This window comes from Streptomyces sp. NPDC051963 (assembly GCF_044593495.1).
In the GTDB taxonomy this organism is placed as follows: Bacteria; Actinomycetota; Actinomycetes; order Streptomycetales; family Streptomycetaceae; genus Streptomyces.
This window is the reverse complement of the sequence record NZ_JBIUCC010000009.1, coordinates 114,313-129,313: the sequence shown is the minus strand read 5'-3', so window position 1 is coordinate 129,313 and position 15,001 is coordinate 114,313. Positions and strand designations below refer to the sequence as shown.

Below are 15,001 nucleotides of genomic sequence, written 5' to 3'. Positions count from 1 at the left end.
ATGCGACTTCGTACGAGGATGAGTACGACCGCCGCCGTGGGCGCACTCCTGCTGCTCACCGGCTGCGGTGCCGCCGACATGACCAAGCAGGCGTCGCCTTTCGCGAATGCGCAGGGCGCCAGGACCGTGACGCTCTCCGTCCAGTCCTGGGTCGGCGCGCAGGCCAACGTCGCCGTCGCCCAGTACCTGCTCGAACACAAGCTGGGCTACCGCGTCGACACCGTCCAGGTCGACGAGGTCCCCGCCTGGGACGCGCTCAGCCAGGGCCGCGTCGACGCGCTCCTGGAGGACTGGGGGCACCCGGAGCAGGAACAGCGCTACGTCCGGGACAAGAAGACGATCGTGAACGGCGGCGAACTCGGCGTCACCGGGCACATCGGCTGGTACGTGCCGACGTACTTCGCGAAACAGCACCCCGACGTCACGGACTGGAAGAACCTCGACAAGTACGCCTCCCAGCTGCGCACCGCCGAGAGCGGCGGCAAGGGCCAGCTGATGGACGGCTCCCCCTCCTACGTCACCAACGACAAGGCGCTGGTGAACAACCTGGACCTGAACTACCAGGTGGTGTTCGCCGGTTCGGAAGCCGCCCAGATCACCCAGATCAAACAGTTCGCCAAGGAGGAGAAGCCCTTCCTCACCTACTGGTACGCCCCCCAGTGGCTCTTCAAGAAGGTCCCGATGACCGAGGTGAAGCTCCCGGCGTACAAGGAGGGCTGCGACGCCGACCCCGCGAAGGTCGCCTGCGCCTATCCGCACACCCCGCTCCAGAAGTACCTCAACGCCGACTTCGCCGAGAGCGGCGGCAAGGCGGCCCGCTTCCTGAAGGACTTCAACTGGACGACCGAGGACCAGAACGAGGTCTCCCTGCTGATCGCCGACCAGAAGCTCAGCCCCGAGGAGGCGGCGAAGAAGTGGGTGGACGGCCACGAGTCGACATGGCGGGCGTGGCTGTCCTGACCGCTACTTCAGTCGGTCGGCGATCACCCGCAGCGCGGCCGTCGCCTCCCGCTGGAGCCCCGGCCCGAACGTGACGCGGGTGGCCCCGAGTTCCCCCAGATCCGCGGGCGAAGGGCCCTCGCCGTCGAGCCGGGCGAACACGTTCAGTGGGCCCTGGATCCCGGACCGCAGCAGCGGCAGTACGTCGACGGGGGCGCCGATCGGATAGACGCAGTCGGCGCCCGCGGCGACATACAACGCGGCCCGCTCGATGGCCCGTTCGGGTTCCTTGACCCCGCGGACGAACGTATCGACGCGCGCGTTGATGAAGAGCCGCTCGGCCGGCGCGTACCACCGCACCTCGGCGAGCCACTCGGCGTGCTCCCGCGGGTCCTTGAGGGCACCCTCGTCGGAGTCCTCGAGGTTGCACCCGACGGCCCCCGTCTCCAGCAGCCGCTCCACCAACTCCTTGGGGTCGAGCCCGTACCCGCCCTCGACGTCCGCCGACACGGGCACGTCGACGGCCCGTACGATCCGCGCCACCGCGGCGAACATCTCGTCGGCGGGGGTCTGCCCGTCCTCGTACCCGAGACTGGCGGCGATCCCCGCGCTGGGCGTCGCGAGCGCGGGGAACCCGGCCGCCACGAACGCCCGTGCGCTCGCCGCGTCCCATGGGCCGGGCAGCACCAGCGGGTCATCGGGCAGCCGCCCTCGGTGCAGGGCGCGGAAGGTGTCGACGCGGTCCGTCACCTGTGGTCCCCCGGCGTGTAGTGGCCCGGCACCATCCGGCAGGTCACGCCGAACCGGTTCCATGCGTTGATCACCGTGATCGAGGCGATCAGCTGTGCCAGTTCGGCCTCCTCGAAGTGCTTGGCGGCCGTCTCGTACACCTCGTCCACCACGAAACCTCCCCCAGACTTCGTCTGGGAGGTGCCCCCAGTCAGCACGGTCACGGCCTCCGTGAGCTCCAGCGCCGCCGCCTCCTTCTCCGTGTAGAAGTGACGCGACTCCTCCCAGGCGCTCAGCTGGATGATCCGCTCGACGCTCTCGCCGGCCGCGAGCGCGTCCTTGCTGTGCATGTCGATGCAGAGCGCGCAGCGGTTGAGCTGCGACGCACGTATCTTCACCAGCTCCAGGAGCTTCGCGTCGAGGCCCTTCCTGGCGGCCGCGTCGAGGCGGACCATGGCCTTGTAGACCTCGGGGACGTGCCGGGTCCAGTCCAGTCGGGGGGTGTGCTCGGGGGCGTAGTCCACGGGGGTGTCGCTGTTCGTCATGGATTCGACCCTAGGAGCCGGGCAGCCCAGGGGTATGGTCCATTTCCATGGCGGAATCATGGGCCACTCTGGGCGTCGACCTGCATCTGGAACCGACCGGCTCCGGCGTGCGCCGCGGCCTGACCGACGCCCTGCGCGAAGCGGTCCGCACCGGCTGCCTCGCCCCCGGCACCCGGCTGCCCTCCTCCCGCGCCCTCGCCGCCGACCTGGGCATCGCCCGCAACACGGTCGCCGACGCCTACGCCGACCTCGTCGCCGAGGGCTGGCTCACCGCCCGCCAGGGTTCGGGCACGAGAGTGGCGGAACGTACGGTCGTCCCGCCCCCGGACGCCGTACCCCGCCGCCGGGAGCAGCACCGCCCCGCGTACGACCTCATCCCCGGCACCCCCGACCTCGCCTCCTTCCCGCGCACCGAGTGGCTCAGGGCCGCCCGCCGCGCGCTCGCCGCCGCCCCGAACTCCGCCCTCGGCTACGGAGACCCCCGCGGCCGCCCCGAACTGCGCTCCGCACTCGCCGGCTACCTCGCCCGCGCCCGGGGCGTACGTGCCGACCCGGAACGCATCGTCGTCTGTGCCGGTTTCACCCAGGCCCTGGACATCCTGGGCCAACTCCTGCGGGCGCGCGGAGCACGGACGGTCGCCGTCGAGTCGTACGGCCTCGACGCGCACTGGAACCGCCTGACCTCGGCCGGGCTGCACACGGAGCCGCTGCCCTTCGACGAACTCGGCACGGACACCGGACAGTTGACGGACGAGGGCGCCGTCCTGCTCACCCCCGCCCACCAGTTCCCGATGGGCGCGCCCCTGCACCCCGACCGCCGCTCGGCCGTGGTCGAGTGGGCGCGGCGCACCGGCGGACTGGTCCTGGAGGACGACTACGACGGCGAGTTCCGCTACGACCGCCAGCCCGTCGGCGCCCTCCAGGGTCTCGACCCCGACCGTGTCGTCCACCTCGGCACCGCCAGCAAGTCACTCGCCCCCGGCCTCCGGCTGGCCTGGGCGGTGCTGCCGCCCGCCCTCGCGGAGAAGGCCGCGGCGGCGAAGGGCGAGGTGGACACCTGCGGGGCGCTGGACCAGCTGACACTCGCCGAGTTCATCACCTCCGGGGCCTACGACCGCCATGTGCGGGCCGCCCGGCTGCGCTACCGGCGTCGCCGGGACGCCCTGGTCGCGGCCCTCGCCGCACATGCCCCCGACGTCCACGCCACCGGCGTCGCGGCCGGCCTGCACGCCGTCCTGCGGCTGCCGTCCGGCACCGAGAAGTCGGTGGTCCAGGCGGCCAACTGGCAGGGCCTCGCCCTGCACGGACTGTCCTTCTTCCGTCACCGGGCGGCCGTCGCCGAGCCCCTGGACGCCCTGGTCGTGGGGTACGGGACGCCTCCGGACCACGCGTGGGCGGGGGCGTTGGACGCGTTGTGCAGGGTGCTGCCGTAGGGGGGGGCCGGGCCGATGGTTCGCCGGTACGGGGCGGCTCCGTCTCAGGCCGACGATCCGCCGCCCACGGATCCGCCCACCCCGGCGAGAACGCCCGCGAGGCTGACGACCGTCCCCACCCGGTGCAGCACTTCCCAGGTCCGTTTGGACCAGTCGGTCCGGTCGGCCTCCGGTCGGGCGGTCGCGACCAGAGCGGCGAGCCGACGGGTCAACTCGCCGGTCGTGTCGACGGCGGTCAGCCGGGACAGAGCGGCCCGGGCGCGCTCGGTGTCGCCGGTCATGGCGCAGGCCGTGCCGTGCACCCACAGGGACAACACGTCCTGCGGGTCGGTCGCCAGCGCCACCGACGAGTCCTCGAGCGCCGCGTTCCAGCGCTCGTGACGCACCTGCACGGCGCCGCGCACGGACCGTGCCCGCAGCTCGTCCGGGTGCCGCGCCAGCACGGCCTGCGCATCACGCAGCGCGCCCTCCTCCTCGTCCGCGAGCAGCAGCAGCCAGCAGCGCAGATCGAGGGATTCCAGGTGCCACGGCTGGTACTCCAGCGCGGAGTCGAGCAGGCGCCGGGACTCCTCAGGTGCGTCGAGGCAGTGGTGGCACACGGCCTGGAGGTAGCGGATGTCGGCGTGGACGGAGGGCCGGCAGCACAGCTTGCCGTCGGGCAGCAGGGCCAGGGCCGCGCGTGGATCGGACCTCAACTCGGGAAGCGCCCGCACCGTAGCGATCCGGGGACTCGCGGGCGCCGTCCGCACCGCGCGGCCGAGTACCCGACGGGCCACGTCGTCCTCAGCGCGCCAGAAATGCACCAGCCCCAGGGCCATCAGCGCCCCCGCACACTTCGGGGCCAGCCGCACGGCCTCCCCGGCGCTGTCGAGGGCCCGGTCCGCCCGGTCCGACGCCCCGAGCAGCGCGGCCCGGACGCTCAGCGCCAGGACGTGCTCGGGGAACCGGGTGAGCACGACCTCCACATCGCGCAGGCTCTCCTCCCCGCGTTCGATCTGCGACAGCCAGCCGGCCCGGTGCAGCCGCAGATCGGCGTCGAACGGGCGGCGCCTGACACCTTCCGAGAGCAACGCGGCAGCCTCCTCGAACTGCCCGTGTTCCCCGTGGAGTTCGGACAGCAGGAGGTACGTCAGCGGCTCCTCCGGCGCCCGCTTCTGCGCGTACTCGGCCTCGTCCCAGGCCGCCCCGAGGTCTCCTGCGTCGAGCTGGGCCAGACCCCGCATCGCGCGGGCGGCGGGCAGCGTCGGATCACGCCGTACCGCCTCGAAGGCCTGCTCAGCGGCGGCCTCCGTGTGCTCCATGTCCCACAGCGCGCGTGCCCGTACCACCAGCAGCTCCGCCGGGAGCGCGCCGATGGGACCCCTGGCCGCCGCAAGTGCCGCCGCAACCCTGCCCTGTTGCCGTAATTCCTCGGCTTTCACCGCGTTCCCCCGTCACCGACCTGGATCCTGGACTCGAGCCAACGTACGGACACGGCCACCGGTCCACCTCCGGTGACCACCCAGGGATGTCCCCGGGGTGTGCCGTGGGCCGTGATCTCGGGGGAGGGGCCGTCATGCACGCTGCCATGCCCGCAGGACGCGGCAACGGGGCGTCGTTCCTGGGACGCACGGACGAACTCGCCGAGCTGCGCCGGCTGTACGGGGAGGCATCCGCCGGCCGCCCGCAACTGGTCGTCGTCGAGGGCCCGGCCGGCATCGGCAAGACGGCACTCGTGCGGCACTTCATCACCGGCACGGCCGAGGGGCACGTCCTGGCGGCGGCGGGCGAAGAGCACGAGGCGGACCTGCCGTACGGCGTTCTGAGTCAGCTCCTGGGCCGCCCCGTGCACACCGACCCGCTCACCGCAGGGGCCGAACTCCTCGAACCACTGGGGGAGTTGCAGCACGAGGAGCCCGTCGTGGTGGTCGTGGACGACGCGCACTGGGCCGACACACCCTCCCTGCGCGCGCTCACCTTCGCCCTGCGCCGACTGCGTGCCGACCGCGTCCTCGCCCTGCTCGCGCTGCGCGACATGGGCGACCCGCGGCTGCCCGGCGGACTGCGCCGGATCCTGACCGACGACAGCTCCGTACGGCTGCGCCTGGGCGGTCTCGCGGCGACGGACCTCGTCGGACTCAGCGCCCGGTACCTGACCGAGCCGCTGCCCCCGGCCGCCGCCCACCGTCTGCACGCCCACACCGACGGCAACCCGCTGCACTGCCTCGCCCTGCTCGAGGAGGTGCCGGCGGCCGTGCTCCGGTCCTCCTCCGCCGCCGAAAGGGGTTCGGGCACCGCCATGTCCCCACTGCCCGCCCCGCAGTCGTACGCCCGCTTCGTCCTGGACCGGCTCGCCCGCTGCGGCCCGCCCGCCCGCGCTCTGGTGCAGGCCGCGGCCGTACTCGGCACGCACTGCACCCTGGACCGCGCCGCCCGCCTCGCGGGGGTGGCCGAGCCGCTGGCCGCCCTGGGTGAGGCGTTGGCGCAGGGGCTGCTCCAGGAGGCCCCGCACGACACGACGACCGGCATCGCGTTCACCCACCCCCTGGTCCGGGCGGCCGTCTACCACGAGCTGGGCCCGGTACGCCGCACCGAGCTGCACACCAGGGCCGCCGGGACCGAGGACGACGAGTTCGTCCGGCTGCACCATCGAGCGCTCGCCGCGCACGGTCCCGACGACCGGCTGGCCGCCGAACTCGCCGACTGCGCCCGGCGGCGCGGTGCCGTCGGCCGCTGGGTGGAGGCCGCGCCCCTCGTGCGGTACGCGTCCCGGCTGGCCTCCTCCCCGCCGGAGCGGGGCCGGCTGGCCTGCGAGGCCGTGGAGGCCTATCTCTTCGACGGCCGGGAGGAGGAGGCGGACGCCGTCGCGGCCGCGCTGCCGGAGGCCACCGACGAGGCCCTACGGTGCTGCGCCCGCGGCCATCTCGCGCTGGTCGCCGGACGCGTCCACCAGGCCCGGGCGCTGCTCGACGAGGCATGGCGGCTGCGCACACCCGGAGCGGACCCCGGCCTGGACGCGCGGATCGCGGAACAGTACGTGATGGTCCAGATGATGGGCGGCCACTCGACCCAGGTGTGCCGCTGGGCCGAGCCGGCCCGGGGCGCGGGCGGCCGGGCGCGCTCCGGAGGGACCCTGCGCTTCATCCACCTCGCCGCGCTCGGGCAGCTGGGCGCCTTCGAGGAGGGGTTCCGGCTGGCGGCGGAGCTGCCCGAGGCCCCGCTGGTGGGGCCCGAGGACATCGAACTCCTCATGGGCAGGGGCCTGTTGTACATGTACACCGACCGCCCGGCACGGGCACGCCGCGACCTGGAGCGGGCCGCGGAACTCGCCCGCCAGGGACCGGTACCCCTGCGGGTGATCGCCCTGGCGATCCTGGCGAAGGCCGAATTCCTCGACGGGGCCTGGGACTTGGCCATGCCGCACTGGGAGACGGCGTCCTCGGTCGCCGCCGACCTCGGCCAGGGGTGGATCGCTCCCCTCGTGCACGCCGAGGAGGCGCTTCTGCTGACCGCCCGTGGCCAGTACGAGCGTGCCGAGGAGCGCCTGAAGAGCGCGCGCGACCATCCCGTGGTCCAGGAGTCGGCGATGGTCGAGGTCTTCGTGACGTACGGACGCGCCTACCTCGCCTTCGTCCGCGGCGACCCGGCGACCGCCGTCGCCCTGCTGAGGACCCTCCTCGTCCACGAGGACCTGGACTTCACCGCGGAACCCGGTCTCACGGTCTGGCGCGACCTGCTCGCCGACTCGCTGGTGGCGGCCGGTCGGCTCGACGAGGCCGAGGAGGTGCTGACCGCGCTGGAACGGCGCGCCGCCCGCCGACTGCGTGCCTCCACGCTGGCGGTCGTCTGCCGGGTGCGCGGCAACCTGCACGCCGCCCGCCGCGAGCCGAAACTCGCCCGGGACGCCTTCGCCGAGGCCCTCGACCGGGGCGCGCGCCTCGGCCTGCCCCTCGAACGGGCCCGCGCCGAGCTCGACTTCGGTGTCTTTCTGCGCCGCGCCGGCCGCCGCACCCCGGCCCTGGAGCAGCTGCGGGCGGCCCGGGCGGGCTTCGCCGAACTGGGCGCCGTGCCCTTCCTGCGCCACTGCGACCGGGAGCTGGCCGCCTGCGGGGCCGCGCCCGACGGCGGCCCCGCCGCTCTCCCCGGAGCGCGCGAACGGCTGACCCCGCAGGAGTACGCCGTGGCGCAGCTCGCGGTGACCGGGCTGACCAACCGCCGGATCGCACGCGAGCTGGTCCTCAGCGCGAAGACCGTCGAGTACCACCTGAGCCATGCCTACGCGAAGCTGGGCATACGGTCCCGGGTGGAGCTCGTGGCCCGGATCGGTGCGGCTACGGAAGGATCTGGAACGGCTGGCTGACCGCGAAGGTCACACCCGGCTTGCCTGTGCCGTACAGCACCGATCCATACGCCTGCGCCAGGTGCCCCCGGTGGTTCTGGAGCGTGGCGCTGCTGATGACGAAGTCGAAACCGGCCGCGAGGTTCGGCCAGTTGGCGTCGGTGAACGAGCCCTTCACCTCATTGGGCTGCGGAGCGCCCGCCACGGTCGCGGGAATCGCGGTGCCGTCGCTGATGTCGCGCACGACGAGCGTCACCGAGTACTTTCCCCCGGTCTGGTGCAGAGTGTCGCCGGCCTCCGCTTCCACCACGATCTCGGCGTCTTTGGTGGGATCCAGCGTGAGATCCGCGATCGGTCCCTTCGGCTCGCGGCTGAACACCCGCACGATCTGAGCGTCGTTCGGTCCCATGACTACCCCCTGTCTGTCCCGGCCGGCTCTCCGGCCGCACAACGGAACGCTAGGGATCCCCACACCCTCCGGACCTCCGGGACGGACTCAGGGAATCCCCGGGGCCGGTGGGGGAGGCGCCCCCTCGGCCCCCTCCGTCACCTCACCGAACCGCGCCAGCGCCAACGCCCCCGCCACGGCCACCAGAAACCCCAGCACGGCGAGCCACGCCAGCCCCTCCCGCGTACGGTCGCCCAGCCACACCACACCCACCAGCGCGGGCCCGATGGTCTCCCCGATCACCATCCCGGCGGTGGCGGTGGTCACCGACCCCCGCTGGAGGGCCGAGGTCAGCGACAGAAACGCGGCACCGCCGCCCAGCAGCAGCGCGTACGTCGCCGGATCGGCCAGCAGAGCCGAGGGCGCGAGCGAGTCGATCAGCCGCACCGCCACCTCGACCACCCCGAACCCGAACCCGGCCCCCAGACCGAGCAGCAACGCCCGTCCCCGCTCGGGCAGCCGCCCGGCACTCAGCCCGAGCAGCAGCACCGCGACGGCCGTGGCGAGCATCGCGTACTCCAACGCCGCCGGCCCGCCCCGGTCGCCCTCCGTCCCCGACGAGATCCCCAGCATCGCGAGCCCGGCACACACCACGCCCACCGCTGCCCACTCGCCCCCGCTCAGCCGTACGCGCAGCAGCCGCGCGGCGACCACCGCCGTCACGGCCAGGCTCGACGCCAGCGCCGCACCGACCGCGTAGATCGGGATCGACCGCAGCGCGGCCACCTGGAACACGAACCCCAGCCCGTCCAGCGCAAGCCCGGCCAGATACCGCCACTGCCGGACCGCCCGCAGGAACAGCGCGGCCTCCCCGCCCCGACCGGTGTCCGCCGTCCGCGTCGCCATCGCCTGCAACACCGTCGCCGTACCGAAGCAGACCGCGGCACCAAGGGCGCACAACATTCCAAAGAGCACAAAGTGACTGTAGGGGAGGAGGCGAGGGGAGACCTGGCTGCGTGGGGGCTCTTACCGATCCCTAAGCTGACCGCCGAAGATCGCACATCAACGGGGAGACACGAACATGGCGGACGCACGCCGACAACTGCGCTCGGGCACGGTCGTGCTCGGCGGCATGGGACTGCTCGCCGCGGCCCTCACCTCCTGCTCCTCCGACCCGGACAAGCGCTGCGTGGACCGCGACAGCTACCTCCTCGGCAAGGGCTACAACGTCGTCGGCGACAAGAACTGCAAGTCGGCCACGACCGTCAACGGCGCCTACTACTACGGCGGCAAGAAGAAGGGCGACCGGGTCAACGGCGGCTCCTTCACCAAGCCCGGCAAGGGATCCGGCAGTTCGACAAGCGGCGGGACCGGCGGCGGCAGCGGAGTCGACCGGGGCGGCTTCGGCAGCGGCGACAAGGGCAGCTCCGGCGGCTGAACGGGAACGTACGACAGTCATGGAACGCCGCACCATCGAGCCCCGCCCCGGCTGGCAGCAGACAGTCGAGGAGCAGGGGCTCATCTACCCCCTCACCCGCCACCCTGACGACTCCCTGCGCCCCTACTGGGACGAGAGCGCCTACTACGTCTTCTCACTCCCGGAGGTGGAGGCGCTGGAGGAGGTCGTCGAGGAACTGCACGGCATGTGCCTGGCAGCGGCCGAGCACATCGTCACCGCCGGCCGCTTCGCCGACCTCGGCATCCACGACCCGCGCATCGTCGAGGCGGTCGCCGAAGCCTGGCACCGCCGCACCGAACTCCCTACCGTCTACGGCCGTTTCGACCTCCGCTACGACGGCACCGGCCCGGCGAAGCTGCTGGAGTACAACGCCGACACCCCCACCTCCCTGGTGGAGGCGGCCTCGCCCCAGTGGTTCTGGATGGCGGAACGCTTCCCGGGCGCCGGCCAGTGGAACTCCCTCCATGAACGCCTCGTCGACGCCTGGAAGAAGCAGTCCGCGCTCCTCCCGCCCGGCGGCCCGCTCTACTTCGCCCACTCCTCGGCCGACGAACTCGGCGAGGACCTCATGACCGTCGCCTATCTCAAGGAGACGGCGGAACAGGCGGGCCTGGACACCTCCTGGATCTCCATGGAGGAGATCGGCTGGGACCACCTCTCCGGCCGCTTCGTCGACAACCAACTCAGCTTCATCCGCAGCTGTTTCAAGCTCTACCCCTGGGAATGGCTCACCAGCGACCGCTTCGCCGATCACGTCCTCGACACCCTCGACAACGGCGGCGGCACCGGCAGCACCCTGTGGATCGAACCGGCCTGGAAGATGCTGCTCAGCAACAAGGCGCTGCTCGCCATCCTCTGGGAGCTGTACCCGGGCCACCCGAACCTGCTGCCCGCCCACCTCGACGGACCACACGAACTGGCCAAGACCACGGGCTACGTCGCCAAGCCCCTCCTCGGCCGTGAGGGCGCCGGCGTGACCATCCACGACCCGGGCGCCGATCCCGTCATCCGGGAAGAGCCCTGCTGCTACCAGGAGTTGGCACCGCTCCCCGACTTCGACGGCAATCGGGTCGTCCTCGGCGCCTGGGTCGTCGAGAACGAGTCGGCAGGCCTGGGCATCCGGGAGTCGTCGGGGCTGGTGACGGACGAGTACGCGCGCTTTCTGCCGCACGTGATCCTCTGAGGGGACTGAAACACCCCGAAAGGGGCGCGGGGCTGTATCGGATTTGCGGCTACCGCCGCGATGGGGGAGCGACCAGCCCCCACCGGCGCGCGGCTTCGTCACCTGCTTCCAGCGGAGAACTCCAGCACACCCCGCAGCTGAGCGAGCCCCCAGTCCAGATCCTCCTTCCCGATCACCAGCGGCGGCGCGATCCGGATCGTCACCCCATGGGTGTCCTTCACCAGTACACCCCGGTCCATCAGCTTCTCGGACACCTCCCGCCCCGTCCCATACGCCCGGGCGATGTCGACACCCGCCCACAGCCCGCGCCCCCGCACCTCCGTCACCCGTCCCGTGCCGACCAGCGCCGCCAGCTCCCGCTGGAGATGGTCGCCCAGCTCCGCGGCCCGCGCCTGGAACTCGCCCGTCCGCAACATCGCGAGCACCTCCAGCGCCACCGCACAGGCCAGCGGATTCCCGCCGAACGTCGAACCGTGCTCCCCGGGCCGGAACACCCCCAGCACCTCGGCACTCGACACCACCGCCGACACCGGGACGACACCACCGCCGAGCGCCTTCCCCAGCACATACATATCGGGCACCACCCCCTCGTGCTCGCACGCGAACGTACGTCCCGTCCGCCCCAGCCCCGACTGGATCTCATCGGCAATGAAGAGGACGTTCCGCTCCCGCGCCAGCTCACGCACCGCCGACAGATAACCCGGCGGCGGCACGATCACCCCCGACTCGCCCTGGATCGGCTCCAACAGCACCGCCACCGTGTTCTCGGTCATCACCTCCCGCATCGCCGTCAGATCCCCGTACGGCACGATCGCGAAGCCCGGCGTGTACGGCCCGAAGTCCGCGCGCGCCTCGGGATCCGTGGAGAAGCTGATGACCGTCGTCGTACGGCCGTGGAAATTGCCGCCCGCGACCACGATCTTCGCCATCTCCGCCGGCACGCCCTTGATCCGGTACCCCCACTTCCGGGCCGTCTTCACGGCCGTCTCCACCGCCTCCGTGCCGGTGTTCATCGGCAGCACCATCTCCATGCCGCACAGCTCGGCCAGCTCCGTGCAGAACGCGGCGAACCGATCGTGGTGAAACGCCCGCGACGTCAGCGTCACCCGCTCCAACTGCGCCTTCGCCGCATCGATCAACCGCCGGTTGCCATGACCGAAGTTGAGCGCCGAATACCCGGCCAGCAGATCCAGATACCGCCGGCCCTCGACATCCGTCATCCAGGCCCCGTCCGCCGTCGCCACCACGACCGGCAGCGGGTGGTAGGTGTGCGCACTGTGGGCGTCGGCGGCTTCGATGAGGCTTTCCGTAGCGGTCACGGCAACTCCCGAACATGAGGCGGACCCCCTTCCTATCGTCGCTCGGATGCCGGACGCGGGAGCCGAGCCGACTCATGCGCCCGGTAGGCTGATCGCGGGCCGTGACTGGCGCGCTGGGATGGGACCGACCATCGGGGAGCGGCCCTCCAAGGCCTGACCCCTGGGCCCGACGAGCGAGTGCCGTGCGCCTGGGCCGAACCGTGAACCGTGACCGCTTCAGCCACGCCGCCCGGAGGCCGACGACATGTCAGAGCAGCAGCCCCTCTCCACCGAGTCCACCGCCTTCCGCGCCGCCCTCGACGTGATCCGCGCCGTCGAGCCGCGCGTCGCCGACGCCATCGGCCAGGAGGTGCACGACCAGCGCGAGATGCTCAAGCTGATCGCCTCCGAGAACTACGCCTCCCCGGCCACCCTGCTCGCCATGGGCAACTGGTTCAGCGACAAGTACGCCGAGGGCACCATCGGCCGCCGCTTCTACGCCGGCTGCCGCAACGTCGACACCGTCGAGGCCCTCGCCGCCGAGCACGCCCGCGAGCTCTTCGGCGCCCGCCACGCCTACGTCCAGCCGCACTCCGGCATCGACGCCAACCTCGTCGCCTTCTGGTCCGTCCTCGCCGCCCGTGTCGAGGCCCCCGCCCTGGAGAAGGCCGGCGTCCGCCAGGTCAACGACCTCTCCGAGGCCGACTGGGCCGAGCTCCGCCAGGCCTTCGGCAACCAGCGCATGCTCGGCATGTCCCTGGACGCCGGCGGCCACCTCACCCACGGCTTCCGCCCGAACATCTCCGGCAAGATGTTCGACCAGCGCTCCTACGGCACCGACCCGGCCACCGGCCTGATCGACTACGAGGCGCTGCGGGTGTCGGCCCGCGAGTTCAAGCCGCTGATCATCGTCGCCGGCTACTCCGCCTACCCCCGTCTCGTGAACTTCCGGATCATGCGGGAGATCGCCGACGAGGTCGGGGCGACCCTGATGGTGGACATGGCGCACTTCGCGGGCCTGGTGGCCGGCAAGGTCCTCACCGGTGACTTCGACCCGGTCCCGCACGCCCAGATCGTCACCACCACCACCCACAAGTCCCTCCGCGGCCCCCGCGGTGGCATGGTCCTGTGCGACGACTCCCTCAAGGACCAGGTCGACCGCGGCTGCCCGATGGTCCTCGGCGGCCCGCTCCCGCACGTCATGGCCGCCAAGGCCGTCGCCCTCGCCGAGGCCCGTCAGCCCTCCTTCCAGGACTACGCCCAGCGCATCGTCGACAACTCCCGCGCCCTCGCCGAAGGCCTGATGCGCCGGGGCGCGACCCTCGTGACCGGCGGCACCGACAACCACCTCAACCTGATCGACGTCGGCTCCTCCTACGGCCTCACCGGCCGCCAGGCCGAGGCCTCCCTTCTCGACTCCGGCATCGTCACCAACCGCAACGCCATCCCGTCCGACCCCAACGGCGCCTGGTACACCTCCGGTATCCGCATCGGCACCCCCGCTCTGACCACCCGTGGCCTGGGCACCGCCGAGATGGACGAGGTCGCCGGCCTCATCGACCGCGTCCTCACCACCACGGAGCCCGGCACCACCAAGTCGGGCGCCCCCTCCAAGGCCGCCCACATCCTCGACCCCAAGGTCGCGGAAGAGATCTCCCACCGCGCCACCGACCTCGTGGCCGGCTTCCCGCTGTACCCGGAGATCGACCTGGGCTGAGGCCCCGACCGGCGTCGGCAGCCGACGCCACGGAGGGGACGGGTCCGCTGGACCGGCGGGCTTGGCGGAAGCCGCGCACCGATCTCCTGGACCGGCGCCCGCAGCCCACGCCACCGACGGGACAACTCCCCGCGACCGGCGCCGGAGGCCAAGGCCCCGAAACCCGTGTGCTCGATCGGCCTCCCCCCGGAGGCCGATCGACGGGGCTCAGAGATCGATCAGCTCCTGTCGTGGCCCGTCCCGCGGCGGCCCGGCCTCGTGCCCGGCCGCCGCGCGGCGTATCAGCAGGGTGCCGCCGACACCGGTCACGAAACCGACGGCCAGCCCCGGCACAGCCCACCAGACATCGCCCGACCCCTGTACGGGCGTGTCACCGGCCCTGCCCGCGCCGTCCTCCGCCGAACCTGCACCCGCCGCACCCGAGGCCGCATCCGGACCCGTATCCAATGCCCTCCCGTCTCCGACCGTGCCCAGCAGCCCCGTCGTGTCCAGGTCCGCGAAGACCGAGCGTGGCGCCCGGTGCCAGCGGATGTCGTCGTCCTGCACATCCGGCGCGGGATCCGAGCGGACCCAGGGGGTGCCGTCACCGGCCATGAACAGCTGGTCCTGCCGTTCCAAGGCCACATCACCGCCCGGCGGCCGGTTGGACTGCGGCCAGCCGCCGATCCCCGTCATCCCCCAGACCACGATGATCCGCACGGGCGGATACCGGCCCTCGAACCACTCGTCCGGCACCCGCTCAGTCCCGACGTAGGTCGGTTGCAGCAGCTGCCACAGATCGGCGAACTCCCGCTCGCCGGAGCGCAGCACCGTGGTCCTGCCCGTGCCGTTCGCCGTCACGACCGCCAGGTCGGGGATGTCCCCACCCGGTTCCGGCGCGGCGACCGCGGGTGCGGTGAACAGAGCCAGCGCCATCGGGACCGGTGCCAGCGCGGCGAGTCGCCCGATTGCGCGTCTGCGACGGTGTGGCATGCGTCCCCCTCCCGATTTCA

At 72.2% G+C, this 15,001-nt stretch carries 13 protein-coding genes; 6 read left to right on the top strand and 7 right to left on the bottom strand.

Features of this window, described 5'->3' with window-relative positions; translation table 11 throughout:
* Entirely contained in the window at nt 1-960 is a 960-nt protein-coding gene (locus tag ACIHFB_RS34990; protein ID WP_400129016.1) for an ABC transporter substrate-binding protein, read from the top strand.
* A 3-nt stretch (nt 961-963) separates the two neighbouring features.
* Here ACIHFB_RS34990 and ACIHFB_RS34985 read toward each other — a convergent pair whose 3' ends face one another.
* Together ACIHFB_RS34985 and ACIHFB_RS34980 are read right to left on the bottom strand one after the other, a co-directional pair.
* On the bottom strand, nt 964-1,689 hold the full coding sequence (locus ACIHFB_RS34985; protein WP_365280724.1) for an isocitrate lyase/phosphoenolpyruvate mutase family protein: 726 nt from the start codon (nt 1,687-1,689) through the stop codon (nt 964-966).
* On the bottom strand, nt 1,686-2,213 hold the full coding sequence (locus ACIHFB_RS34980) for a carboxymuconolactone decarboxylase family protein (protein ID WP_365280721.1): 528 nt from the start codon (nt 2,211-2,213) through the stop codon (nt 1,686-1,688). Before ACIHFB_RS34980 ends, ACIHFB_RS34985 begins: the two co-directional genes overlap by 4 nt.
* A gap of 47 nt (nt 2,214-2,260) precedes the next feature.
* On the opposite strand from ACIHFB_RS34980, the gene ACIHFB_RS34975 reads away from it, so the two are divergent.
* Entirely contained in the window at nt 2,261-3,646 is a 1,386-nt protein-coding gene (locus ACIHFB_RS34975) for a PLP-dependent aminotransferase family protein (RefSeq protein ID WP_400129015.1), read from the top strand.
* A 44-nt stretch (nt 3,647-3,690) separates the two neighbouring features.
* On the opposite strand, the gene ACIHFB_RS34970 is transcribed toward ACIHFB_RS34975, so the two are convergent.
* Nucleotides 3,691-5,067 (bottom strand): tetratricopeptide repeat protein, encoded by a 1,377-nt coding sequence (locus ACIHFB_RS34970; RefSeq protein WP_400129014.1) that lies wholly within the window; start codon nt 5,065-5,067, stop codon nt 3,691-3,693.
* A gap of 134 nt (nt 5,068-5,201) precedes the next feature.
* Between ACIHFB_RS34970 and ACIHFB_RS34965 the strand changes: the two genes are divergently transcribed.
* Nucleotides 5,202-7,985, top strand: a complete 2,784-nt coding sequence (locus ACIHFB_RS34965) for an AAA family ATPase (RefSeq protein WP_400129013.1) — start codon at nt 5,202-5,204, stop codon at nt 7,983-7,985.
* On the opposite strand, the gene ACIHFB_RS34960 is transcribed toward ACIHFB_RS34965, so the two are convergent.
* Both ACIHFB_RS34960 and ACIHFB_RS34955 read right to left on the bottom strand, forming a co-directional pair.
* The gene (locus ACIHFB_RS34960) at nt 7,957-8,373 is read right to left on the bottom strand and encodes a hypothetical protein (RefSeq protein ID WP_365280709.1); all 417 of its coding nucleotides are present in this window, start codon (nt 8,371-8,373) and stop codon (nt 7,957-7,959) included. The genes ACIHFB_RS34965 and ACIHFB_RS34960 overlap by 29 nt on opposite strands.
* A gap of 87 nt (nt 8,374-8,460) precedes the next feature.
* The gene (locus tag ACIHFB_RS34955) at nt 8,461-9,315 is read right to left on the bottom strand and encodes a hypothetical protein (RefSeq protein ID WP_400129181.1); all 855 of its coding nucleotides are present in this window, start codon (nt 9,313-9,315) and stop codon (nt 8,461-8,463) included.
* A gap of 118 nt (nt 9,316-9,433) precedes the next feature.
* Here ACIHFB_RS34955 and ACIHFB_RS34950 point away from each other — a divergent pair, with 118 nt between their 5' ends.
* Both ACIHFB_RS34950 and ACIHFB_RS34945 read left to right on the top strand, forming a co-directional pair.
* On the top strand, nt 9,434-9,790 hold the full coding sequence (locus ACIHFB_RS34950; RefSeq protein ID WP_365280706.1) for a hypothetical protein: 357 nt from the start codon (nt 9,434-9,436) through the stop codon (nt 9,788-9,790).
* 19 nt (nt 9,791-9,809) lie between these two features.
* Entirely contained in the window at nt 9,810-10,994 is a 1,185-nt protein-coding gene (locus ACIHFB_RS34945; protein ID WP_400129012.1) for a glutathionylspermidine synthase family protein, read from the top strand.
* A gap of 98 nt (nt 10,995-11,092) precedes the next feature.
* On the opposite strand, the gene rocD is transcribed toward ACIHFB_RS34945, so the two are convergent.
* Nucleotides 11,093-12,313: an ornithine--oxo-acid transaminase gene (gene rocD, locus ACIHFB_RS34940; RefSeq protein ID WP_365280700.1), complete on the bottom strand. Its 1,221-nt coding sequence runs from the start codon at nt 12,311-12,313 to the stop codon at nt 11,093-11,095.
* 244 nt (nt 12,314-12,557) lie between these two features.
* Here rocD and ACIHFB_RS34935 point away from each other — a divergent pair, with 244 nt between their 5' ends.
* Nucleotides 12,558-14,009, top strand: coding sequence for a glycine hydroxymethyltransferase (locus tag ACIHFB_RS34935; RefSeq protein WP_365280697.1), 1,452 nt, complete (start codon nt 12,558-12,560; stop codon nt 14,007-14,009).
* 207 nt (nt 14,010-14,216) lie between these two features.
* Here ACIHFB_RS34935 and ACIHFB_RS34930 read toward each other — a convergent pair whose 3' ends face one another.
* Nucleotides 14,217-14,981, bottom strand: coding sequence for a hypothetical protein (locus tag ACIHFB_RS34930; protein WP_400129011.1), 765 nt, complete (start codon nt 14,979-14,981; stop codon nt 14,217-14,219).
* Nucleotides 14,982-15,001 lie beyond the last annotated feature (20 nt).